Source organism: Acidovorax sp. CF316 (assembly GCF_000276605.1).
Taxonomy (GTDB): Bacteria; Pseudomonadota; Gammaproteobacteria; order Burkholderiales; family Burkholderiaceae_C; genus Acidovorax.
Genome location: NZ_AKJX01000155.1, coordinates 1 through 17,371, shown reverse-complemented (window position 1 = coordinate 17,371; position 17,371 = coordinate 1). Strand labels below are relative to the sequence as shown.

Below are 17,371 nucleotides of genomic sequence, written 5' to 3'. Positions count from 1 at the left end.
CGCGCGCCCAACTGCCGCCCTTGTCCTACAGCCCCGGTGCGGGGTCGCCAGCGCCCGCCTTGCGCAGCAAGGCCTGGGCGCATGCACGCAGTGCGTCGCGCAGGGCCGGCGGGTGCAGCACCTCGAAATCGAAGGACAGGCGTGCCAGTTGCCGCGCATACCAGGCGAGGTCGTCCACCTGGCTGTGCAGCAGCACGCCGCCATCGTGCGGGGCAAACAGGCCGATGGCATCGAACAGTTCTTCACGTGCCGTGGCCAGGTCGGTGTGCAGCAGCACCTGCACGCTGAACGCGCGCGGCAGCGAGGCCACGCCCAGCGCCAGGTGGCGCACGGCATCGAAGTCCTCGGGCACGCCGAACGAGGCGGGCAGCGGCTGCACCCCCTGCACCCGGTCGAGCCGGAACGAGCGCAGCCCGCCGCGCAGGTGGCAGTGCCCCACGGCGTACCAGCGCCCACCGCGCCAAGCCAGGCCATAGGTGTCGAAGCCGCGTTCGGTCACCTCGCCCTGGGGCGTGCGGTAGGCCAGCTGCACGCGCTGGCGCGCATGGGCCGCCGCACTCAGCGTGAACAGGGCCTGGTTGTCTGCGGGCGTGTCGGGGTGCGCCAGGTCCAGCTGCACCGTGTCGCCCAGGGCGCGAATGCGGCGCCGCAGCGGCTCGGGCATCACGCGCTCGAGCTTGGCGCGCGCACTTTCCACGGCCGGCGCGGCCTCGGCCAGGCCCAGGCGGCGTGCGGCCAGCAGGCCCACCGACAGGGCCAGGGCCTCGTCGTCGGTGAACACCATGGGCGGCAGCTTGAAGCCCGGCATCAGCCGGTAGGCGCCGTAGCGCCCGCGCTCGGCCACCACCGGAATGCCCAGGTCCTCGAGCTTGCGGATATAGCGGCGCAGGGTGCGTCCGTCCACCTCCAGCCGCTGGGCCAGCTCGGTGCCGCTCATGGCGCCGCGCGCCTGGAGCAGTTCCAGCACGCTGAGCACGCGGGTGGTGGGGGAGGCCATGGCGCCATCATGCACCCGAATCAGGGCCGATTGTGTCCTGATTCATCCCTACATTGGCTGGCAGGCGGTTCCCAACCCGGGGCCGGATGAAGGAGATGAAAGATGGACTGGGCAATCGATTCCCTGGCGCTGCAGCACACGGCGCACCTGTGGCTGTTCTTCGTGGTGCTGCTCGGCGTGGTGGCGCTGCCGGGGCTGGACATGGCTTTCGTCATGGCCAGCTCGCTGGTGGGCGGGCGTCGGGCGGGCCTGGGCGCGGTGGCGGGCATCGTCGCCGGTGGCGCCTGTCACACGGCCATGGGGGCACTGGGCGTGGGCGTGGTGCTCAAGCTGTTTCCCGCGGCCTTCAACGCGCTGCTGCTGGCGGGCGCGGCCTATGTGGCCTGGATGGGGATGGCGCTGCTGCGCAGCCGCTCGGCCTTCGATGGGGCGGTGCACACGCGCCGGCGGCCGCTGGCCGCCACCTTCGGCAAGGCCGTGCTCACCTGCCTGATGAACCCCAAGGCCTATGTCTTCATGCTGGCCGTGTTCCCGCAGTTCCTGCGGCCCGAGCACGGCCTCATCTGGGCCCAGGCCGTGGTCATGGGGCTCATCATCGCCGCCACCCAGGCCGGGGTCTACGGCGTGGTGGCGCTGGGCGCGGCCCGGGCGCAGAGCAGCCTGCAGGACAATCCGCAGGCCAGCGTGTGGACGGCGCGGGCCGTGGGAGGCCTGCTGTTGCTGGCGTCGGCCTGGACGGCATGGGAAGGCTGGCGGCTGTAACGGGCCGGCGATGGTGGCCTTTTAGAATGCGCCACCATGCACAGCCCCCACCATCCTTTCGCCCCGCCCATGCGCGACGGCGTGGGCCCGAGCTGCGTGGTGCTGCCCACCCACGGGCAGGGCAGCATGCTCGACTTCCTGGCCGAGCGCCTGCCTGCGGTGGACCGCAGCGAATGGATGGCGCGCATGCAGGCCGGCGACGTGGTCGATGAGCGCGGAGCCGTGGTCGCACCCGCGCGCCCGTTCGAAGGCGGGCTGCGCGTGTACTACTACCGGCACCTGGCCGATGAGCCAGAGATCCCGTTCACCGAAACCGTGCTCTACCAGGACGGGCACCTGCTGGTGGCCGACAAGCCGCATTTCATGCCCGTCACGCCGTCCGGCCGCTACCTGCAGCACACGCTGCTGGTGCGCCTCAAGCGCCGCCTGGGCCTGCCCGAACTGTCGCCCCTGCACCGCATCGACCGCGACACGGCCGGGCTGGTGCTGTTCTCGGTGCAGCAGCGCACGCGCGGCGCTTACCAGGCGTTGTTCCGCGACCGCACCATCACCAAGCACTACGAGGCCGTGGCACCCTGGCGCGACGACCTGGCCTTTCCGCGCGAGCATGTGAGCCGCATGGAGGAAAGCCCGCAGTTCTTTCGCATGCACGAGGTGCCGGGCGAACCCAACAGCCACACCCACATGGAGGTGCTGGAGCGGCAGGGCAACTGGGCGCTGTACCGCCTGTCGCCCATCACCGGCAAGCGCCACCAGCTGCGCGTGCACATGGCGGCGCTGGGCCTGCCGCTGCGCAACGATGCGTTCTACCCGGTCGTCAACGACCCGCCCGAGGGCGATTACTCGCGCCCGCTGCAGCTGCTGGCGCGCTCGCTCGCGTTCACCGATCCGCTCACAGGCGAGGGCCGGCAATTCACAAGCCAGCTGCAGCTCAATTCCCTGGATTGATCAGCCGCGCGGCACGCTGCCGCGGGCCACGGCGTCCACGTAGACATTGCCGCCACTCGAGATATGCCGGCACATGTGGCGGTCGGCCGCGTCCTCGTCGCCGTCGAGGATGGCCTTCATGATGTCCTGGTGCTCGGCCAGCGAGTTGCGCACGCGGTTGGGCCGGTCGAACAGCGAGCGCTGCGGATGCCGCATGCGCAGGCGCATCTGGCGCAGCTGGCGCGCCAGCACCTCGTTGAGGCTGCCGTCGTAGATGGTCTGGTGGAACCAGCGGTTGGCCTCCTCGTAGGCCACGGAGTCGTCCTTGGCGGCTGCGGTCTCGCAGGCCTGGAAGGAGGCCTGCAGGTCCCGCCGCAGGGCCGCCGGCATGCGCCGTGCCGACAGGCGCGCGGCCAGGCCTTCGAGCTCGGTGAGCATCTCCAGCATGGCCACGTACTCGGTGAGCGAGAGGGTGGCGACCACGGCACCGTGGCGCGGCACCATCTCCACCAGGCCGGCGGTGGCCAGTTGCTGGATCGCCTCGCGCGCCGGGGTGCGCGACACCTCGAAGCGCTCCATCAGTTCCTGCTCGTCGATGCTGCAGCCGGCATAGAGCTTGCCGGAGATGATCTCTTCCTCCAGGGCTTCGCGGATCTTGTCGCTGAGGTTGACGCGGGGCGGGGTCGTGGTTGTGGTGGCCATGTTCGTAGTGGCCGAATGATAATGCGCGGGCGCTCGCATCGCTCTCGGGCTCAGCTCGGGGTGGTGGTACCGCGTTGGCGCTCCTGCAGCACCTCGCCGAACAATTGCAGGCGCGCTGCGGCAAACGCCGGGCGCTGCTGCATGGCCTGCCACCAGCCGTGCACGCGCGGGTGCGCCGCTTCGGCCAGCGCTGCGGGCGCTATCTCCGCAATGCGCGCGATGAAGGGCGCAGCCGCAATGTCCGCCAGCGAGTAATCGGCGCCCATCAGCCACGGCGAAGAAGGTGCCAGCATCCCTTCCATGCGGTCCACCAGCAACAGCAGCTTGCGCAGGGCCTCGGCCTTTTCCTCCTCGGTGTAGGGCTTGCGCGCAATGCGCACCCAGGCCTCGCGCCGCTCGGCCGTGGGGATGCGCGCCAGCTTGTCCTGCAGCTCCTGGTCGCTCCACTGTTGCGCGGTGGACTGCAGCATCAGGCTCCAGTTGAGGATCAGCAGGTGAGGCAGCGATTTCTCGTCGGTCCAGCGCACGAAATTGCGCATCTGCGCCAGCGCGTACGGGTCCGTGGGCCGCAGCGGGGGCTCGGGCACGGTGTCGTCCAGGTACTCGCAGATGGTCGAGCTTTCGTGCAGGAAGCGGCCGGGCGCGATCTCCAGCGCCGGCACCACGCCGTTGGGGTTCATGGCCAGGAACTCCGGTGCGTGCTGCTCCTGCCGGCTCAGGTCCACGGCCACGCTCTCGTAGGGGATGTTCTTTTCGGCAAGGCACAGGCGCACGCGGCGCGAGGCGCTGGACAGCCAGGCATGGAAGAGTCTCATGGTGGGGCAGTGGTCAGGTCAGGGGATGAGGACGGGTGCGCCGGTGGTGGCGCGGCTTTCCAGGTCGCGGTGCGCGCGCCGCACCTCGGCCAGCGGGTAGCGCTGGCCTATGCCCAGCCGCACATGGCCGTCGCGCACGGCGTCGAAGAAGGCCTGGGCCGATGCGCGCAGCTCGGCCGGGTCGGTCACGAAGCTGCGCAGGGTGGGGCGGCACACGCTGAGCGATTTCGCATGCAGGACCTGCAGGTCGAAGGCTTCCACGTCGCCCGACGCCGTGCCGTAGTTGACTGCCAGGCCGCGCGGGCGCAGGCACTGCAGCGAGGGCAGGAACACGTCCTTGCCCACGGCGTCGTACACCACGCCCACACCGACACCGCCGGTGAACTCCAGCGTGCGGGCCACGAAGTCTTCGCGGCGGTAGTCGATCACGTGGTGGCAGCCATGTGCCAGCGCCACCTCCGCCTTGGCGGCCGAGCCCACGGTGCCGATCACCGTGGCGCCCAGCGCGCGCGCCCATTGCGACAGGATGAGCCCCATGCCGCCCGCGGCTGCATGCACCAGCACCGCCTCTCCGGGCTTCACCGCATACAGCCGCCGCAGCAGGTACTCGGCCGTGAGCCCGCGCAGCAGGTTCGCCCCCGCGATGTCCTGCGGTATCCAGTCCGGCAGCGCTACCACGCGGTGTGCCGGCACGTTGCGCGTGACCTGGTAGGCCCCCGGGTGCAGGTAGGCGACGGCCTGGCCCGGGGTGAATTCACGGACCCCCGGGCCCACCGCCTCCACCACGCCTGCCCCCTGTGCGCCCGGGGTGACGGGGAAGGGCGTGGCCGCGTGCGGCCCATGGCCGCCGCGGCGCTGGTAGATGTCCGCGAAATTGAGGCCGATGGCCGTCTGGCGCACCTGGACCTCGCCAGGTGCAGGTGCGGGAACGTCGACGTCCACGGCTTCGAGCACGTCGGCCTCGCCGTGGCGGTGGAAATGGATGGAGGGGCTTTGTGTCATGGCAGCGCCATTAGAGCTTCTGAATCGGTTGTAAAAAATACATACAAACCATTAGTGTATTTTTATAAATCTTCTGTGCATACTGAAAAGAGGCCGACACCGATCGGTCACCAACGATCAGGAGACAACCCATGTTCTTGCGCAGACGAGAGTTCGGTGTGATGGCGGCCAGCGCACTGGCCTTTCCCGCGATAGTCCGCGCCCAGGCCGCGAGCCTGGGCGCCCTGCACGATGCTGCCCGCAAGGAGGGCGAACTCACCTGGTACACCGTGCCCCAGACCTCCGAGGTGGCCGAGAAGATGGGCCGCACCTTCACGGCCCGCTACCCGGGCATCAAGGTCAACGTGGTGCGCACCACGGCGCAGGTGGCCTACCAGCGCCTGAACCAGGACCTCAAGGCCGGCACGCCCAATTGCGACGTGTTCACCTCCACGGACCTGGCGCACTACGTGGACCTCAAGGGCCGCAACCTGCTGCTCAAGTTCCTGCCGGCCGCCGTGGCCCGCCAGGACAAGCGCGTGCAGAACATGGACCCGGACGGCTACTTCCACGCGTCGAGCTGCTTCATGATGGGCCTGATCTACAACACCCAGAAGGTGTCGGCCGCCGCGGCGCCCAAAAGCTGGAGCGACCTGCTCGACCCGAAGTGGAGCGGTGCCGGCCTGGTGGCGCACCCCGCGTACAGCGGCGCGGCCGGTGCCTGGTGCATCGAGATGCGCAAGCTCTATGGAGACGGCTTCTTCCAGAAGCTGGCCGCCAACAAGGCGCACGTCAGCCGCTCCACCATCGACGCGGTGACGGCGGTGATTTCCGGCGAGTCCTCCGTCTCCGCCGGGCCGATGAGCCTGGCCGCGCGCTCGGCATCCAAGGGCAACCCGGTGGCCACGCTGGCGCCCAAGGAGGGCCCGGTGCTGATCCTCTCGCCCACGGGCATCCTGGCCAACACGCGCCGGCCCCATGCGTCCAGGCTGTTCATGGAGTGGCTGCTGGGCAGCGAGGACACCGAACGCATCTCGGTCGAGGAGTTCAGCGTGCCGCTGCGCGCCAACGCCAAGCCTGCGCCCGGCGTGATCGGCCTTGGTGACGCCAGCCCGCTGCTGGCGCCCACGCCCCCGCAGATGGTGGCGCAGATCCCCAAGGTGATCGACGCCTGGCGGGAGGCTTTCGGTGTCTGACGCCATGGCCGTCCCCGCCCCGGCCATGGGCCGCTTTTCCGCCCGCTTCGGCGATCCTGCCGTGTGGCTGTTCGGCGTGCTCATTGCCGTGCTGATCCTGCTGGTGGCCAATCCCATCCTGCGCCTGGTGTGGGACAGCTTCCATACCGCAGAGGGCGCCTGGTCGCTTCAGAGCTATGCGCAGGCCCTGGGCCGCGGCCGCAACCTGCAGGCACTGCTCAACTCGCTGTACCTGGGTGCGGCGGTCACGGCCATCGCCCTCGCGCTGGGCGTGCCGCTGGCGCTGGCGGTCTCGCGCACCAACATGCCGGGCCGCGGCTTCGCGCACCTGAGCGTGCTGGCGGCCTTCGTCATGCCCAACTTCCTGGGCGCCATCGCCTGGATCCTGCTCGCCGGCCCGAATGCCGGCTGGCTCAACCGCCTGGTCGTGGAGCTGACCGGGGTGCAGAAGGGGCCGTTCAACATCTTCAGCTTCTGGGGCCTGGCCTTCGTCATCGCGCTGTACACCTACCCGCTGATCTACGTGTTCACCAAGTCGGCGCTCGACCTGGTGTCCACCGAGCTGGAAGACGCCGCCAGCATCCACGGGGCCGGCAAGTTCCAGACCATGGCGCGCGTGACGCTTCCGCTGGTGCTGCCCTCCATCATCGGTGCGGCCATCCTGATCTTTCTGGAGGCGATTGCCCTGTACGGCACGCCGGCGCTGATCGCCATCCCCGCGCGCATCAACCTGGCCACCACGCAGATCGTGTCGTTCTTCCAGTACCCGCTGCAGGTGGAGCAGGCGGCGGCGTTCTCCATGCCCATCCTGCTGCTCACCATCGTCATGCTCATGCTGCAGCGCAAGCTGCTGGCGCGGCGCGGCTATGTGTCGGTGTCGGGCAAGGGTGGGGAGCGGCGGCCTTTCGACATCGGCGCCTGGAAGTGGCTGCTGCTGGCCTACTCGGCGCTGGTGGCTCTGCTCAGCGTGGTGATGCCGCTGGCCATCCTGGTGCTGGCCTCGTTTTCCAAAGCCTGGGGCAAGGGGCTGGCGCTCAGCAACCTCACGCTGGCCAATTTCCACGGCATCTTCTTCGAGCAGCTCACGGTGCGCTCGGCCATCGCCAACACGGTGCTGTACTCGGCTGCCACGGCGCTGGTCTGCGTGGGCATGGGCATCTGCATCGCCTACGCCACGCAGCGGCGCATCACGCCGTTTCCGGTGCTGGTGCAGTTCCTGGCGCTGGCGCCCGTGGCGGTGCCGGGGCTTATCCTGGCCATCGGCCTGTATGCCGCATACGCCGGCCCGCCATTCTCGCTGTACGGCATGGGCGTGCTGATCGTGATCGCCTTCACCACGCGCTTTTTGCCGATCTCGGTGGCCGCCAGCGCGGCGGGCGTGCGCGCGCTCAACCCCGAGCTGGAGGAGGCCGTGCGCATCCTGGGCGGTGGCCGCATCACGGTGCTCACGCGGGTGGTCGCGCCGCTGCTCAAGAAGACGCTGGTGGGGGCTTTCATCCTGGTGTTCGTGATCTGCACCAAGGAGCTGTCCACCGCGGTGTTCCTCACCGGGCCGGGTTCGCGCGTGGTCTCGGTGCTCACCCTGGACCTGAGCGAGCAGGGCAATTACGAAACGCTGGCCGCCATGGGCGTGGTGCTGGTGGTGATCGTCACCGTGGTCGTGGCCATCGGCATGAAGCTCGCGGGGCGCGACTTCATGCTGCGCCGGGGCTGATGCATTCAGAAAGCAAACAAAAAATGTCCAAACTCGAACTCAAAGACCTGCGCAAGAACTACGGCAGCGCGTCCGTGGTGGACGGCGTGTCCCTGCAACTGCGGCGCGGCGAACTGGTCACCCTGCTGGGCCCCTCGGGCTGCGGCAAGACCACCACCTTGCGCATGATCGCGGGCTTCATCGAACCCAGCGCCGGCGCCATCCTGGTGGACGGGCGCGAGGTCTCCACGCCCACGCGCTCGGTGCCGCCCGAGCACCGCGGCATGTCGATGATCTTCCAGAGCTATGCCATCTGGCCCAACATGACCGTGGCCGAGAACGTGGGCTTCGGCCTGCAGGTGCGCAAGACGCCCGCGGCCGAGACCGCGCAGCGCGTCAAGGAGATGCTCGACGTGGTCAAGCTCGGCCCCTACGCGCAGCGCTACCCGGCCGAGCTGTCGGGCGGGCAGCAGCAGCGCGTGGCCCTGGCCCGGGCCATGATCGTGCGGCCCGAGGTGTTGTTGCTCGACGAGCCGCTGTCCAACCTCGACGCAAACCTGCGCGAGGAAATGGCCGCGGAAATCCGCCGCCTGCACGACGAATTCCGCTTCACCACCGTCTACGTCACGCACGACCAGACCGAGGCGATGGCCATCTCCGACCGCATCGCCGTGCTGCACCAGGGCCGCCTGGAGCAGATCGACACGCCCTGGAACCTCTACAACCGCCCGCAGACGCCCTTCGTCGCGGGCTTCATCGGCAAGACCAACCTGGTGCAGGGGGCGGTGCAGGGCGGGCACATGCGGCTCGACGGCCTGCCCGATGGCATTCCCCTGCAGGCCGGGCTGGATGGCGACCGCGCCAGCCTGCAGGCCTCCATCCGCCCGCAGTCGCTGTACCTGGGCGCCGGGCCCGATGGCGCCGTGCCGCTGGGTGCCGTGTCGGTCGTGGGCCGCACCTACCTGGGCGAGTACTGGCACTACCTGGTGCAGCCCAGCGCGGGCGGCGGCACGCTCAAGGTCCACGCGGTGCCGTCCATGGTGCTCGAGGTGGGGCAGCAATCGGTGATCTACGCCGATCCCGCAGCCGTGGCAGCGGTGCAGTGATGTCCTCCATGAACGAACTCCCCATGCAAGTCCCCCCCACTGCCACCGCTCCCATGCCGCTGTCGGGCTACCGCGTGCTCGACCTGACCATCGCACGCGCTGGCCCGGTGGCTGTGCGCCTGCTGGCCGACTGGGGTGCCGACGTCGTGCGCATCGACCCGCCCGACCGCAAACCCACGCTGGGGCCGCGCCGCGGCTCCGACGAGCAGAACCTGCACCGCAACAAGCGCAGCCTGAGCGTCAACCTCAAGACCGCCGAGGGCATGCGCGTGCTGCGCCAGCTGGTCGAGCGCAGCGACGTGGTGGTGGAGAACTTCCGCTCCTCGGTCAAGCAGCGCCTGGGGCTCACCTACGAAGCCCTGAGCGCGGTGAACCCGCGCATCATCCTGGCCAGCATCTCGGGCTTCGGGCAGACCGGCCCGTATGCCGAGCGGCCAGGGCTCGACCAGATCGTGCAGGGCATGAGCGGGCTCAGCTCCGTCACCGGCGAGCCGGGGCGCGGCCCGTACCGCACCGGCATCGCCATTTCTGACACCACGGCCGGCATGTTCCTCGGCCAGGGCATCCTGCTGGCGCTGCTGCACCGCGAGCGCACGGGTGAGGGCCAGTGGGTGCACACCTCGCTGCTCGAGGCCATGCTCAACAAGCTCGACTTCCAGGGCGCGCGCTACACCGTGGACGGCAAGGTGCCGGGCCAGGAGGGCAATTCGCACCCCACGCTGGTGCCCATGGGTACCTTCGAGGCGCGCGATGGCCAGGTCAACATCTGCGGGCCCGGCGCTGCCATGTGGGCCAAGCTCTGCGACTTTCTGCAGGCGCCGCACCTGGCGCAGGACGAACGCTACAAAGACCAGCCTTCTCGCCTGGCCCACCGGCGCGAGCTGGAGGAGGCCATCAGTGCGATCACGCGCCAGTTCGGCGTGGCCGAACTCGTGGAACGCCTGAACCAGGCCGGCGTGCCCTGCGGGCCGGTGTATGACATCGGCCAGGCCTTTGAGGATGCGCAGGCCCGGCACCTGCGCATGACGCGCCCGGCGCCCCATGCCGAGCTGGGTGCGTTGCAGCTGCTGCGCTCGCCCATCAACCTGTCGGCCTGCGCGCATGCCGAGGTCTTCCACCGTGCCGCGCCCGATGCCGGTGAACACACCGACGACGTGCTGCGCGAGCTGGGCTATGGCGCCGAAGCGATCACTGCCCTGCGCAGCGAAGGGGCCGTGGCATGAGCGCGCTGGACCTGGGAACGCCACGCATCCTGGCCGAGGTGCAGGGCGGCGTGGGCTGGATCACCTTCAACCACCCCGAGCGGCGCAACGCCATGTCGCTGGACATGTGGCAGGGCCTGGGCATCGCGGCCGAGGCCTTCGAGCGCGACCCGGCCGTGCGTGCCGTGGTCATGAAAGGGGCGGGCGGCAAGGCCTTCGTTTCGGGGGCCGACATTTCGGAATTTGAGCAGCACCGCGCGGACGCGGCGCAGAAGCAGACCTACGACGGGATCGCCGCGCGTGGCCACGCCGGCCTGGCCTCGCTGACCAAGCCGCTGATCGCCATGATCGAAGGCTATTGCGTAGGCGGCGGCCTGGCGATCGCGCTGGCGGCCGACGTGCGCTTCGCGGCGGCATCCTCGCGCTTTGCCATCCCCGCAGCCCGGCTCGGCCTGGGTTACGACTACCGGGGCGTGGCGGCGCTGGCGCGCCTGGTCGGGCCGTCCACCGCCAAGGACATCCTGTTCAGCGCGCGCTTCCTGGAGGCCGACGAGGCGCTGCGCGTGGGCCTGGTCAATTTCGTGGTCGACGATGGCGCACCGCTCGGGGAGCGCGTGGCCGCCTATGCCGCGCAGATCGTCGCCAATGCCCCGCTGACCGTGCATGCCGCCAAGCAGGCGCTGCAGGCATTCGAGCACTATTCCGATGCGGCCGAAGGCGCCGACGCGGTGGCAGCCCTGGTGCTGCGCTGCTTCGACAGCGAGGACTACCTGGAAGGCCGCCGCGCCTTCCTGGCCAAGCGCCAACCCCAATTCCAAGGCCGATGAGATCCCCGATGAACGCACTTCCCGAACTCACCATCAACGGCGCGGTGGCCACCATCACCCTGCGCCGGCCCGACCAGGCCAACCGCCTCACCGCCGATGACCTGGAGCACCTGGCCGGGCTGATCGAGCAGGTCAATGCGCGCCCTGAACTGCTGGTGCTGCAATTGCGCAGCACCGGCAAATACTTCTGCAGCGGCTACGACATCGGCAGCATCGGCGCCCCGCGCAAGATCGACTTTGCCGGCATGGTCGATGCGCTGGAGATGGCGCGGCCCGTGACCATCGCCGTGCTGCACGGCGGCGTCTACGGCGGTGCCACCGACCTGGCGCTGGCCTGCGACTTTCGCGTGGGGGCCGAGGGCATCGACATGTTCATGCCGGCCGCGCGACTGGGCCTGCACTACTACCGCTCGGGCATGGAGCGCTATGTGAGCCGGCTGGGGCTGGACCATGCCAAGCTGCTGTTCCTCACCGCGCGCAAGATCGGTGCGGCGCAGATGCTGCGCATCGGCTACCTCACGCAGCTGGTGGAGGCGGCGCAGCTGGAGCAGGAGGTGGCCGACCTGGCGCGCGACTGCGCCAGCATGGCGCCGCTGGCCCTGGTGGGCATGAAGCGCCACCTCAACCGCATGGCCCGGGGCACGCTGGACGTGGAAGCCTTCAACGCCGATGCCTTGCGCGCCTACCAGTCGGCCGACCTGCGCGAAGGCCAGGCGGCCTGGGCGCAAAAGCGCGCGCCCCAATTCACGGGCCGGTGATGAACGGCCGGCAACGGAGACCTCCGCCATGAAACTGCACTGCATTGCCTGGGCCCTGCTGCTGGGCCTGGCAGCCTCGGCCCAGGCCAGCGACTACCCCGCCAAACCCATCCGCCTCATCGTGGGCTATTCGCCCTCGGGTGCGGGCGATGGCATCGCGCGCATCGTGGCCGAGGCCATGGGCAGGGAGCTGGGGCAGGGCATCGTCGTCGACAACAAGCCCGGCGCCGGCAGCACACTGGCTTCCACCCTGCTGTCGCGTGCACCGGCCGACGGATACACCATCGGCCTGGCCACGGGCACGCTCTACGGCATCGACCAGCACCTGTACGGCGTGCGCTACACCCCTGCAGATTTCACGCCCATCAACCGCCTGACTGTCTCGCCGCTGGTGCTGGCGGTCAGCCCCAAGAGCGGCATCACGCAGCTCAAGGATCTGGTGGCCACGGCCAGGGCGCGGCCGGGCCAGCTCAACTACGCCTCGTCGGGCACCGGCGGCTCACCGCACCTGGCGGCGCTGACCTTCGAAAAGGCCATCGACGCGGCCATGGTGCACATCCCCTTCAAAGGCGGCGCACCGGCGCTGCAGGCCGTGGCCACCGGCGAGGTGGACCTGTCGTTCGGTACCGCGGCCTCGGTGCTGCCCCTGGGCCGCCAAGGCGTGGTGAAGATGCTGGGCGTGACCACGCAGCAGCCCTCGGCCGTGGCGCCCGGCGTGCCCACGCTCGACTCGCAGGGGCTGCCGGGTTTCGAGTTCTCGTTCTGGTTCGGCCTGTTCGGCCCGGCCAGGCTGCCGCCCGAGGTGCATGCGCGCCTGGTTGCTGCGTCCAACAAGGTGCTGGCCGACCCGCAGGTGCAGGAGAAGCTGCTGTCCACCGGCAACGAGGCAGCGCCCTTCAAGTCCGTGGCGGAGTTCGGTGCCTGGGCCGCCGGGGCCGGCAGGGCCCAGCTCGAGCGCGTGAAGAACGCCAACGTGAAGGTGGAGTGACCGATGATCGACGTCTATTCCTGGGCCACGCCCAATGGCCACAAGGTCCACATCCTACTGGAGGAGTGCGGCCTGCCTTACCGGGCACACCCCGTGAACATCGGCACGGGCGAGCAGTTCCGGCCCGAGTTCCTGGCCATCAGCCCGAACAACAAGATCCCGGCGATCCGGGACCCTGAAGGCCCGGGCGGTGAACCCATCACCCTGTTCGAGTCGGGCGCCATCCTGCTGTACCTGGCGGGCAAGACCGGGCGCTTTCTGCCGCCCGGTGATCGGGGGCGCTACGAGGTGCTGCAGTGGCTCATGTTCCAGATGGGCGGCGTGGGGCCCATGTTGGGGCAGAACCACCATTTCAGGCTGTATGCGCCCGAGAAGATTCCCTACGCCATCGACCGCTACACCAACGAAGCGAAGCGACTCTATGGCGTGATCGAGCGGCGGTTGGCGGCCAGCCCCTGGCTGGGCGGCGAGCAATACTCGATTGCCGACATCGCGGTATGGCCCTGGCTGCGCAACTGGGAAAAGCAGGGCATCATCCTGTCGGACCACCCGCACCTCGAACGCTGGTTTGCCACCGTGGGCAGCCGCCCCGCCGTGCAGCGTGGCATCGCCGTACTGGCCGACCTGCGCAAGCCCGCTCACGATGAACGGGCGCGCGAGGTGCTGTTCGGAGCACAGCAGTACGCGAAGCGTTAACCCCGGAATGTGACCGACAGCCGCGACAGCGGCGCGTCGAAATCCGCGCTCCAGTGCTGGCCGGGCTGCACGGGCCAGGCATCGGTCCAGGTGCCGGTGGTCACCACGTCGCCGGGCTGCAGGTCCGGCGCACCGGGGCAGGCGCGCAGTTCTTTCAGGAAATGGTGCAGGGCGTTCAAGGGGCCGCCCAGGACGTTGGCGCCCTGGCCCTGTTCCACCGCTTCGCCATCGCGCAGCAGCGATACGCGCGCGGCCGCCAGCTGCTGGTCGAGCCCGGCCGCCGAGCGGGCGAATTCGCGCACCGGGCGTTGCGGGCCCACCAGCAGCCGCGCATGCAGCGCGCTGTCGGCCACGGTCTGGGCGGCGGTGAACTTCCAGCCCGGCTGGTGCGACTGCACGATCTCCAAACCCGGCGCCACCCAGTCGATGGCATCGAACAGATCGTCCAGCGACGCATCAGGCGCCGGCGTGGCCTTCAGGCCGAAGACCGCCTCGGGCTCCAGGCGTGGCTGGGCGCAGTGGTCCAGCGACACGCTGCCGTCACCCGCGCAGAAACCCAGCGTGGTCGACCATACCGTGCCCCAGATCGGCCCGAACACGTTGTAGTGCGCCCAGATATTGCGGTTGGTGAAGCCGATCTTGTAGCCGCGGGGCACCTCGCCGCGGGCAGTGCGCAACGCGCGCACGGCCAGGGCCTGCTGGTAGGCGGTGGGCACATCGCCCTCGATGCCCGCGGCTGCCTGGGCAGGCCACAGCAGGCCGCTGTCGTAGTGCGCGAGGAGTGTGTCGGGGGTCATGTTCAGCGGGCTCCTGGGTGGATGCGACCAGCCTCCCTGGCAAGCCCGGATACAGGGCTGCCGGGGGCGTGCTGCAGTGTATCCATGCAGGGGTTCGGGCTGCGCATTGCTGTTTGCACGCTTGCGGGGCTGGCCTTTATGCGTCACAAAGACGCAAGATGGAGACAGATGGCCCCAGGCGATGCCGGGCCAATGCCGGAGGGCTGACGGCGGCGTTTACATTTGGACTGATTGAAAACACCTATTGACATTTGAATATTTTTATTCGAAGGGTCCATGCCATGAGAAATTTTGCCTCCCGATCCATTGCCTTCAAGCTGTCCTTCGTGGCCCTGGCCAGCCTGCTGGTGGTGCTGCTGTCCACCATGGCCCTGGTCAGCAGCATGGTGTGGAAGAGCTTTGGTGCAGCGTCCCGAGGCGAGGTGCGGCAATACGCATTGCAGGTCGCCACCCTGGTCAAGACCATGGACGAATCGGCCCAGCAACTGGCACGGCGTGATTTCGGCCTGTTGAAATCACGCTTTGCGGGGGCTTTCAGCCTGGCCGAGCAGCCTGGTGCCGATGGCAAGCCCGAGGCGGTATTGAGCTTTCAGGGCAACCCGCTCAATGGCAATTTCGAACTGGTGGACCGCTTTTCCAGCGACGCCCAGGGTGCGGTGGCGACGATCTTCGCGCGCACGGGCGATGACTTCATCCGCGTGACCACCTCGCTCAAGAAGCAGGACGGCGAGCGTGCCTTCAAGACCCTGCTGGACCGCAAGCACCCGGCCTATGCGCTCATGGCCGAGGGCAAGCCCTACATCGGCCGCGCCAACCTGTTCGGCCGGGACTACATGACCGTGTACGAACCCATCCGCGAGGGCAACCGCACCATTGGCATCCTGTTCATCGGCTCCGACATCGCGCCCATCCTGGGCAGCCTGGGCGAACTGATGGCCAGCCGCAAGCTGTTCGACACAGGGGCCGTCTACGCGGTCGACGTCTCGTCGGGGCCGGCGCGCGGCCGCATCACAGGCCTGGGCGGCTCGGGCACGCCGCCGGTCGTGGACGAGAAGGGGGAGGAGGGCAAGGCCTGGCTCGCATCCCTCACGGCGGCGGAGCAGTCCGGCGACTTCGAGGCGTCCTGGTCCCCGCGCCCTTCCGGCAATGCCAGCGCGCGCCGCTATGTTGCGGTGGAACGCTACAAGCCCTGGAACTGGGCCGTCGTGGCCGAGGCGCCTGTGGCCGAGCTCACGGGAGAGGCGCGCAGCGCATTGACCTGGCTGTGGCTGGGGGTGCTGGTGGCGCTGGTGCTGCTGGCCGTGGTGCTGGTGCAGGCCACCCGGCGCCTGGTGGGCGCACCGGTGCAGCAGTTGAGCACGGCCCTGGGCTACCTCGCGCAGGGTGACCTGACGCACGGCGTCAGCATAAAGTCCCGCGACGAGATCGGCACGCTGGCGCAGGCCATGGAAGGCTTTCGCCTGCGCCTGCTGGAGAGCCTGGGCACGGTGCGCGCCAGTGCCGAAAGCGTGTCGGCCGCCAGCTCCCAGATCGCCCAGGGCAACCAGGACCTGTCGGCCCGCACCGAAAGCCAGGCCAGTTCGCTGGAGCAGACCTCGGCCAGCATGGAAGAGCTGGGCGCGACCATCCGCCACAACGCGGACGGTGCCGCCCAGGCCAACCAGCTGGCCGTGCGCGCCAGCCAGGTGGCGACCGATGGCGGCAAGGTCGTGTCCCAGGTGGTCAGCACCATGCATGGCATCAACACCAGCAGCCAGAAGATTGCCGACATCATCGGCGTGATCGACGGCATCGCCTTCCAGACCAACATCCTGGCGCTCAACGCCGCCGTGGAAGCCGCGCGCGCGGGCGAGCAGGGCCGCGGCTTTGCCGTGGTGGCTGCCGAGGTGCGCAGCCTGGCGCAGCGCACGGCGGCCGAGGCCAAGGCCATCAAGGAATTGATCGGGGCCAGCAGCGCCATGGTGCAGCAGGGCTCGGTGCTGGCCGACCAGGCCGGAGCCACCATGCAGGAGGTCGTGCAGTCCATCGGGCGCGTGGCCAGCATGGTCGCCGAGATCAGCGCTGCCAGCAGCGAGCAGACCGCCGGCGTCGGCCAGGTGGGCGAAGCCGTCACCCAGCTCGACCAGGCCACGCAGCAGAATGCCGCCCTGGTGGAGGAGATGGCGGCCGCTGCCAGCAGCCTGCGCACCCAGGCCGAGCAGATGGTCGGGGCCGTTGCGCAGTTTGAGCTGGGCAGCGGCGGCGCGCACCCTGTGCCGGCCCTGCGCGGCAAGCCGCAGGCGCGCCTCAGCGCGGCACGCTGACTGCGTGGCTCGGGGGAACAGGAACCAGGGGGAGAGGACGGACGTCCGAGAGAAGAACTGGAGCGGGTGAAGGGAACCCGCCCCATAGTTTGCATACCGACGCAAACCATTGATTTAAAAGAGAAGAAGGCGCCTACATCGCCCTACCGTTGTCGGAATCGTAGCATGGTGTCGTAACCGCGAAGGAGTGCTCACAAGGCCTGCACAGCCCTGATACAAATTAATACACATTGACCGAAGAGCAGAGATCTCAACTTCCAATAATGAATTTTCAGTGGCCGCGTGTGCCACGTTTTTTCATTACTTCATGAACATTGGATCTATCTCGACGCCAAGCTCCCAGTTCTCCGCCCGCATCGATCTCATCGAGATTGAGTTGCCGCACAGGCACATGAGCCGGGTCAGTAGGAGCCCTTTCCGCCAGTTTGAGTGCAAGGCAGTTTTTCCCAAAAGCGCTGGCGGGTTGAAGGTCCAGTTGGTCCAGCCAACGCTTGCAGACCTGCAGACCTTGCGCGAGAAGCTGCCTCATGCGGTGCTCTCAAAAATTCACATCGCGGTCGCGCGGCAGGGAAACTTCCGTAAGCTTAATAGTGGATGGTGCTGTTGAATTCCACTGAATAT

Annotated in this window: 17 protein-coding genes; 11 read left to right on the top strand and 6 right to left on the bottom strand. The window is 68.6% G+C overall.

All coding sequences use genetic code 11. The annotated features are described in order from the left end of the window. Positions 1-25 precede the first annotated feature (25 nt). On the bottom strand, positions 26-997 hold the full coding sequence (locus PMI14_RS18860) for a YafY family protein (protein ID WP_007856896.1): 972 nt from the start codon (positions 995-997) through the stop codon (positions 26-28). Positions 998-1,099: 102 nt separating this feature from the next. Here PMI14_RS18860 and PMI14_RS18855 point away from each other — a divergent pair, with 102 nt between their 5' ends. Together PMI14_RS18855 and PMI14_RS18850 are read left to right on the top strand one after the other, a co-directional pair. Next, positions 1,100-1,759, top strand: a complete 660-nt coding sequence (locus tag PMI14_RS18855) for a LysE family translocator (protein WP_007856895.1) — start codon at positions 1,100-1,102, stop codon at positions 1,757-1,759. A 36-nt stretch (positions 1,760-1,795) separates the two neighbouring features. Continuing rightward, positions 1,796-2,707: an RluA family pseudouridine synthase gene (locus PMI14_RS18850; RefSeq protein ID WP_035204582.1), complete on the top strand. Its 912-nt coding sequence runs from the start codon at positions 1,796-1,798 to the stop codon at positions 2,705-2,707. On the opposite strand, the gene PMI14_RS18845 is transcribed toward PMI14_RS18850, so the two are convergent. From PMI14_RS18845 to PMI14_RS18835, 3 genes are read right to left on the bottom strand one after another with little or no spacing between them, the layout of a single operon-like run. Then, complete coding sequence (locus tag PMI14_RS18845) at positions 2,708-3,388, bottom strand: GntR family transcriptional regulator (RefSeq protein ID WP_007856893.1); 681 nt, start codon at positions 3,386-3,388, stop codon at positions 2,708-2,710. A gap of 50 nt (positions 3,389-3,438) precedes the next feature. Further along, positions 3,439-4,203, bottom strand: coding sequence for a glutathione S-transferase family protein (locus tag PMI14_RS18840; protein WP_007856892.1), 765 nt, complete (start codon positions 4,201-4,203; stop codon positions 3,439-3,441). A gap of 18 nt (positions 4,204-4,221) precedes the next feature. Then, complete coding sequence (locus PMI14_RS18835) at positions 4,222-5,205, bottom strand: quinone oxidoreductase (RefSeq protein ID WP_007856891.1); 984 nt, start codon at positions 5,203-5,205, stop codon at positions 4,222-4,224. Between the two features lie 131 nt (positions 5,206-5,336). Here PMI14_RS18835 and PMI14_RS18830 point away from each other — a divergent pair, with 131 nt between their 5' ends. Genes PMI14_RS18830 through PMI14_RS18795 form a run of 8 tightly spaced genes read left to right on the top strand, consistent with a single transcriptional unit; the run spans position 5,337 to position 13,650 of the window. Next, positions 5,337-6,380 (top strand): ABC transporter substrate-binding protein, encoded by a 1,044-nt coding sequence (locus tag PMI14_RS18830; RefSeq protein ID WP_007856890.1) that lies wholly within the window; start codon positions 5,337-5,339, stop codon positions 6,378-6,380. A gap of 4 nt (positions 6,381-6,384) precedes the next feature. Continuing rightward, positions 6,385-8,094 (top strand): iron ABC transporter permease, encoded by a 1,710-nt coding sequence (locus tag PMI14_RS18825; protein WP_007856889.1) that lies wholly within the window; start codon positions 6,385-6,387, stop codon positions 8,092-8,094. A 23-nt stretch (positions 8,095-8,117) separates the two neighbouring features. After that, the gene (locus PMI14_RS18820; protein WP_035204579.1) at positions 8,118-9,179 is read left to right on the top strand and encodes an ABC transporter ATP-binding protein; all 1,062 of its coding nucleotides are present in this window, start codon (positions 8,118-8,120) and stop codon (positions 9,177-9,179) included. A gap of 23 nt (positions 9,180-9,202) precedes the next feature. Then, a complete protein-coding gene (locus tag PMI14_RS18815; RefSeq protein ID WP_035204601.1) occupies positions 9,203-10,402 on the top strand; it encodes a CaiB/BaiF CoA-transferase family protein in 1,200 nt (399 codons plus the stop codon). Beyond that, the gene (locus tag PMI14_RS18810) at positions 10,399-11,208 is read left to right on the top strand and encodes an enoyl-CoA hydratase (protein WP_007856885.1); all 810 of its coding nucleotides are present in this window, start codon (positions 10,399-10,401) and stop codon (positions 11,206-11,208) included. The genes PMI14_RS18815 and PMI14_RS18810 overlap by 4 nt, the downstream gene beginning before the upstream one ends. Before the next feature lie 8 nt (positions 11,209-11,216). Then, a complete protein-coding gene (locus tag PMI14_RS18805; RefSeq protein ID WP_007856882.1) occupies positions 11,217-11,966 on the top strand; it encodes an enoyl-CoA hydratase/isomerase family protein in 750 nt (249 codons plus the stop codon). A 28-nt stretch (positions 11,967-11,994) separates the two neighbouring features. After that, on the top strand, positions 11,995-12,954 hold the full coding sequence (locus PMI14_RS18800) for a tripartite tricarboxylate transporter substrate binding protein (protein WP_007856881.1): 960 nt from the start codon (positions 11,995-11,997) through the stop codon (positions 12,952-12,954). 3 nt (positions 12,955-12,957) lie between these two features. Then, positions 12,958-13,650 (top strand): glutathione S-transferase C-terminal domain-containing protein, encoded by a 693-nt coding sequence (locus PMI14_RS18795; RefSeq protein WP_007856880.1) that lies wholly within the window; start codon positions 12,958-12,960, stop codon positions 13,648-13,650. Here PMI14_RS18795 and PMI14_RS18790 read toward each other — a convergent pair. Next, on the bottom strand, positions 13,647-14,447 hold the full coding sequence (locus tag PMI14_RS18790) for a 2-keto-4-pentenoate hydratase (RefSeq protein WP_007856879.1): 801 nt from the start codon (positions 14,445-14,447) through the stop codon (positions 13,647-13,649). The two genes, PMI14_RS18795 and PMI14_RS18790, sit on opposite strands and share 4 nt — an antisense overlap. 281 nt (positions 14,448-14,728) lie before the next feature. Here PMI14_RS18790 and PMI14_RS18785 point away from each other — a divergent pair, with 281 nt between their 5' ends. Then, positions 14,729-16,750, top strand: a complete 2,022-nt coding sequence (locus tag PMI14_RS18785; RefSeq protein WP_007856878.1) for a methyl-accepting chemotaxis protein — start codon at positions 14,729-14,731, stop codon at positions 16,748-16,750. A 271-nt stretch (positions 16,751-17,021) separates the two neighbouring features. On the opposite strand, the gene PMI14_RS34970 is transcribed toward PMI14_RS18785, so the two are convergent. Continuing rightward, positions 17,022-17,279, bottom strand: a complete 258-nt coding sequence (locus tag PMI14_RS34970; protein WP_146187976.1) for a hypothetical protein — start codon at positions 17,277-17,279, stop codon at positions 17,022-17,024. Between the last annotated feature and the right edge of the window lie 92 nt (positions 17,280-17,371).

Excerpts from the sequence above, each read along its gene's own strand:
- PMI14_RS18825 (WP_007856889.1), top strand. The coding sequence starts at position 6,385 with ATGGCCGTCCCCGCCCCGGCCATGGGCCGCTTTTCCGCCCGCTTCGGC.
- PMI14_RS18855 (WP_007856895.1), top strand. The coding sequence starts at position 1,100 with ATGGACTGGGCAATCGATTCCCTGGCGCTGCAGCACACGGCGCACCTG.
- PMI14_RS18850 (WP_035204582.1), top strand. The coding sequence starts at position 1,796 with ATGCACAGCCCCCACCATCCTTTCGCCCCGCCCATGCGCGACGGCGTG.
- PMI14_RS18860 (WP_007856896.1), bottom strand. The coding sequence starts at position 997 with ATGGCCTCCCCCACCACCCGCGTGCTCAGCGTGCTGGAACTGCTCCAG.
- PMI14_RS18805 (WP_007856882.1), top strand. The coding sequence starts at position 11,217 with ATGAACGCACTTCCCGAACTCACCATCAACGGCGCGGTGGCCACCATC.
- PMI14_RS18840 (WP_007856892.1), bottom strand. The coding sequence starts at position 4,203 with ATGAGACTCTTCCATGCCTGGCTGTCCAGCGCCTCGCGCCGCGTGCGC.
- PMI14_RS18830 (WP_007856890.1), top strand. The coding sequence starts at position 5,337 with ATGTTCTTGCGCAGACGAGAGTTCGGTGTGATGGCGGCCAGCGCACTG.
- PMI14_RS18800 (WP_007856881.1), top strand. The coding sequence starts at position 11,995 with ATGAAACTGCACTGCATTGCCTGGGCCCTGCTGCTGGGCCTGGCAGCC.
- PMI14_RS18815 (WP_035204601.1), top strand. The coding sequence starts at position 9,203 with ATGCAAGTCCCCCCCACTGCCACCGCTCCCATGCCGCTGTCGGGCTAC.
- PMI14_RS18835 (WP_007856891.1), bottom strand. The coding sequence starts at position 5,205 with ATGACACAAAGCCCCTCCATCCATTTCCACCGCCACGGCGAGGCCGAC.
- PMI14_RS18820 (WP_035204579.1), top strand. The coding sequence starts at position 8,118 with ATGTCCAAACTCGAACTCAAAGACCTGCGCAAGAACTACGGCAGCGCG.
- PMI14_RS18810 (WP_007856885.1), top strand. The coding sequence starts at position 10,399 with ATGAGCGCGCTGGACCTGGGAACGCCACGCATCCTGGCCGAGGTGCAG.
- PMI14_RS34970 (WP_146187976.1), bottom strand. The coding sequence starts at position 17,279 with ATGAGGCAGCTTCTCGCGCAAGGTCTGCAGGTCTGCAAGCGTTGGCTG.
- PMI14_RS18785 (WP_007856878.1), top strand. The coding sequence starts at position 14,729 with ATGAGAAATTTTGCCTCCCGATCCATTGCCTTCAAGCTGTCCTTCGTG.
- PMI14_RS18795 (WP_007856880.1), top strand. The coding sequence starts at position 12,958 with ATGATCGACGTCTATTCCTGGGCCACGCCCAATGGCCACAAGGTCCAC.
- PMI14_RS18790 (WP_007856879.1), bottom strand. The coding sequence starts at position 14,447 with ATGACCCCCGACACACTCCTCGCGCACTACGACAGCGGCCTGCTGTGG.
- PMI14_RS18845 (WP_007856893.1), bottom strand. The coding sequence starts at position 3,388 with ATGGCCACCACAACCACGACCCCGCCCCGCGTCAACCTCAGCGACAAG.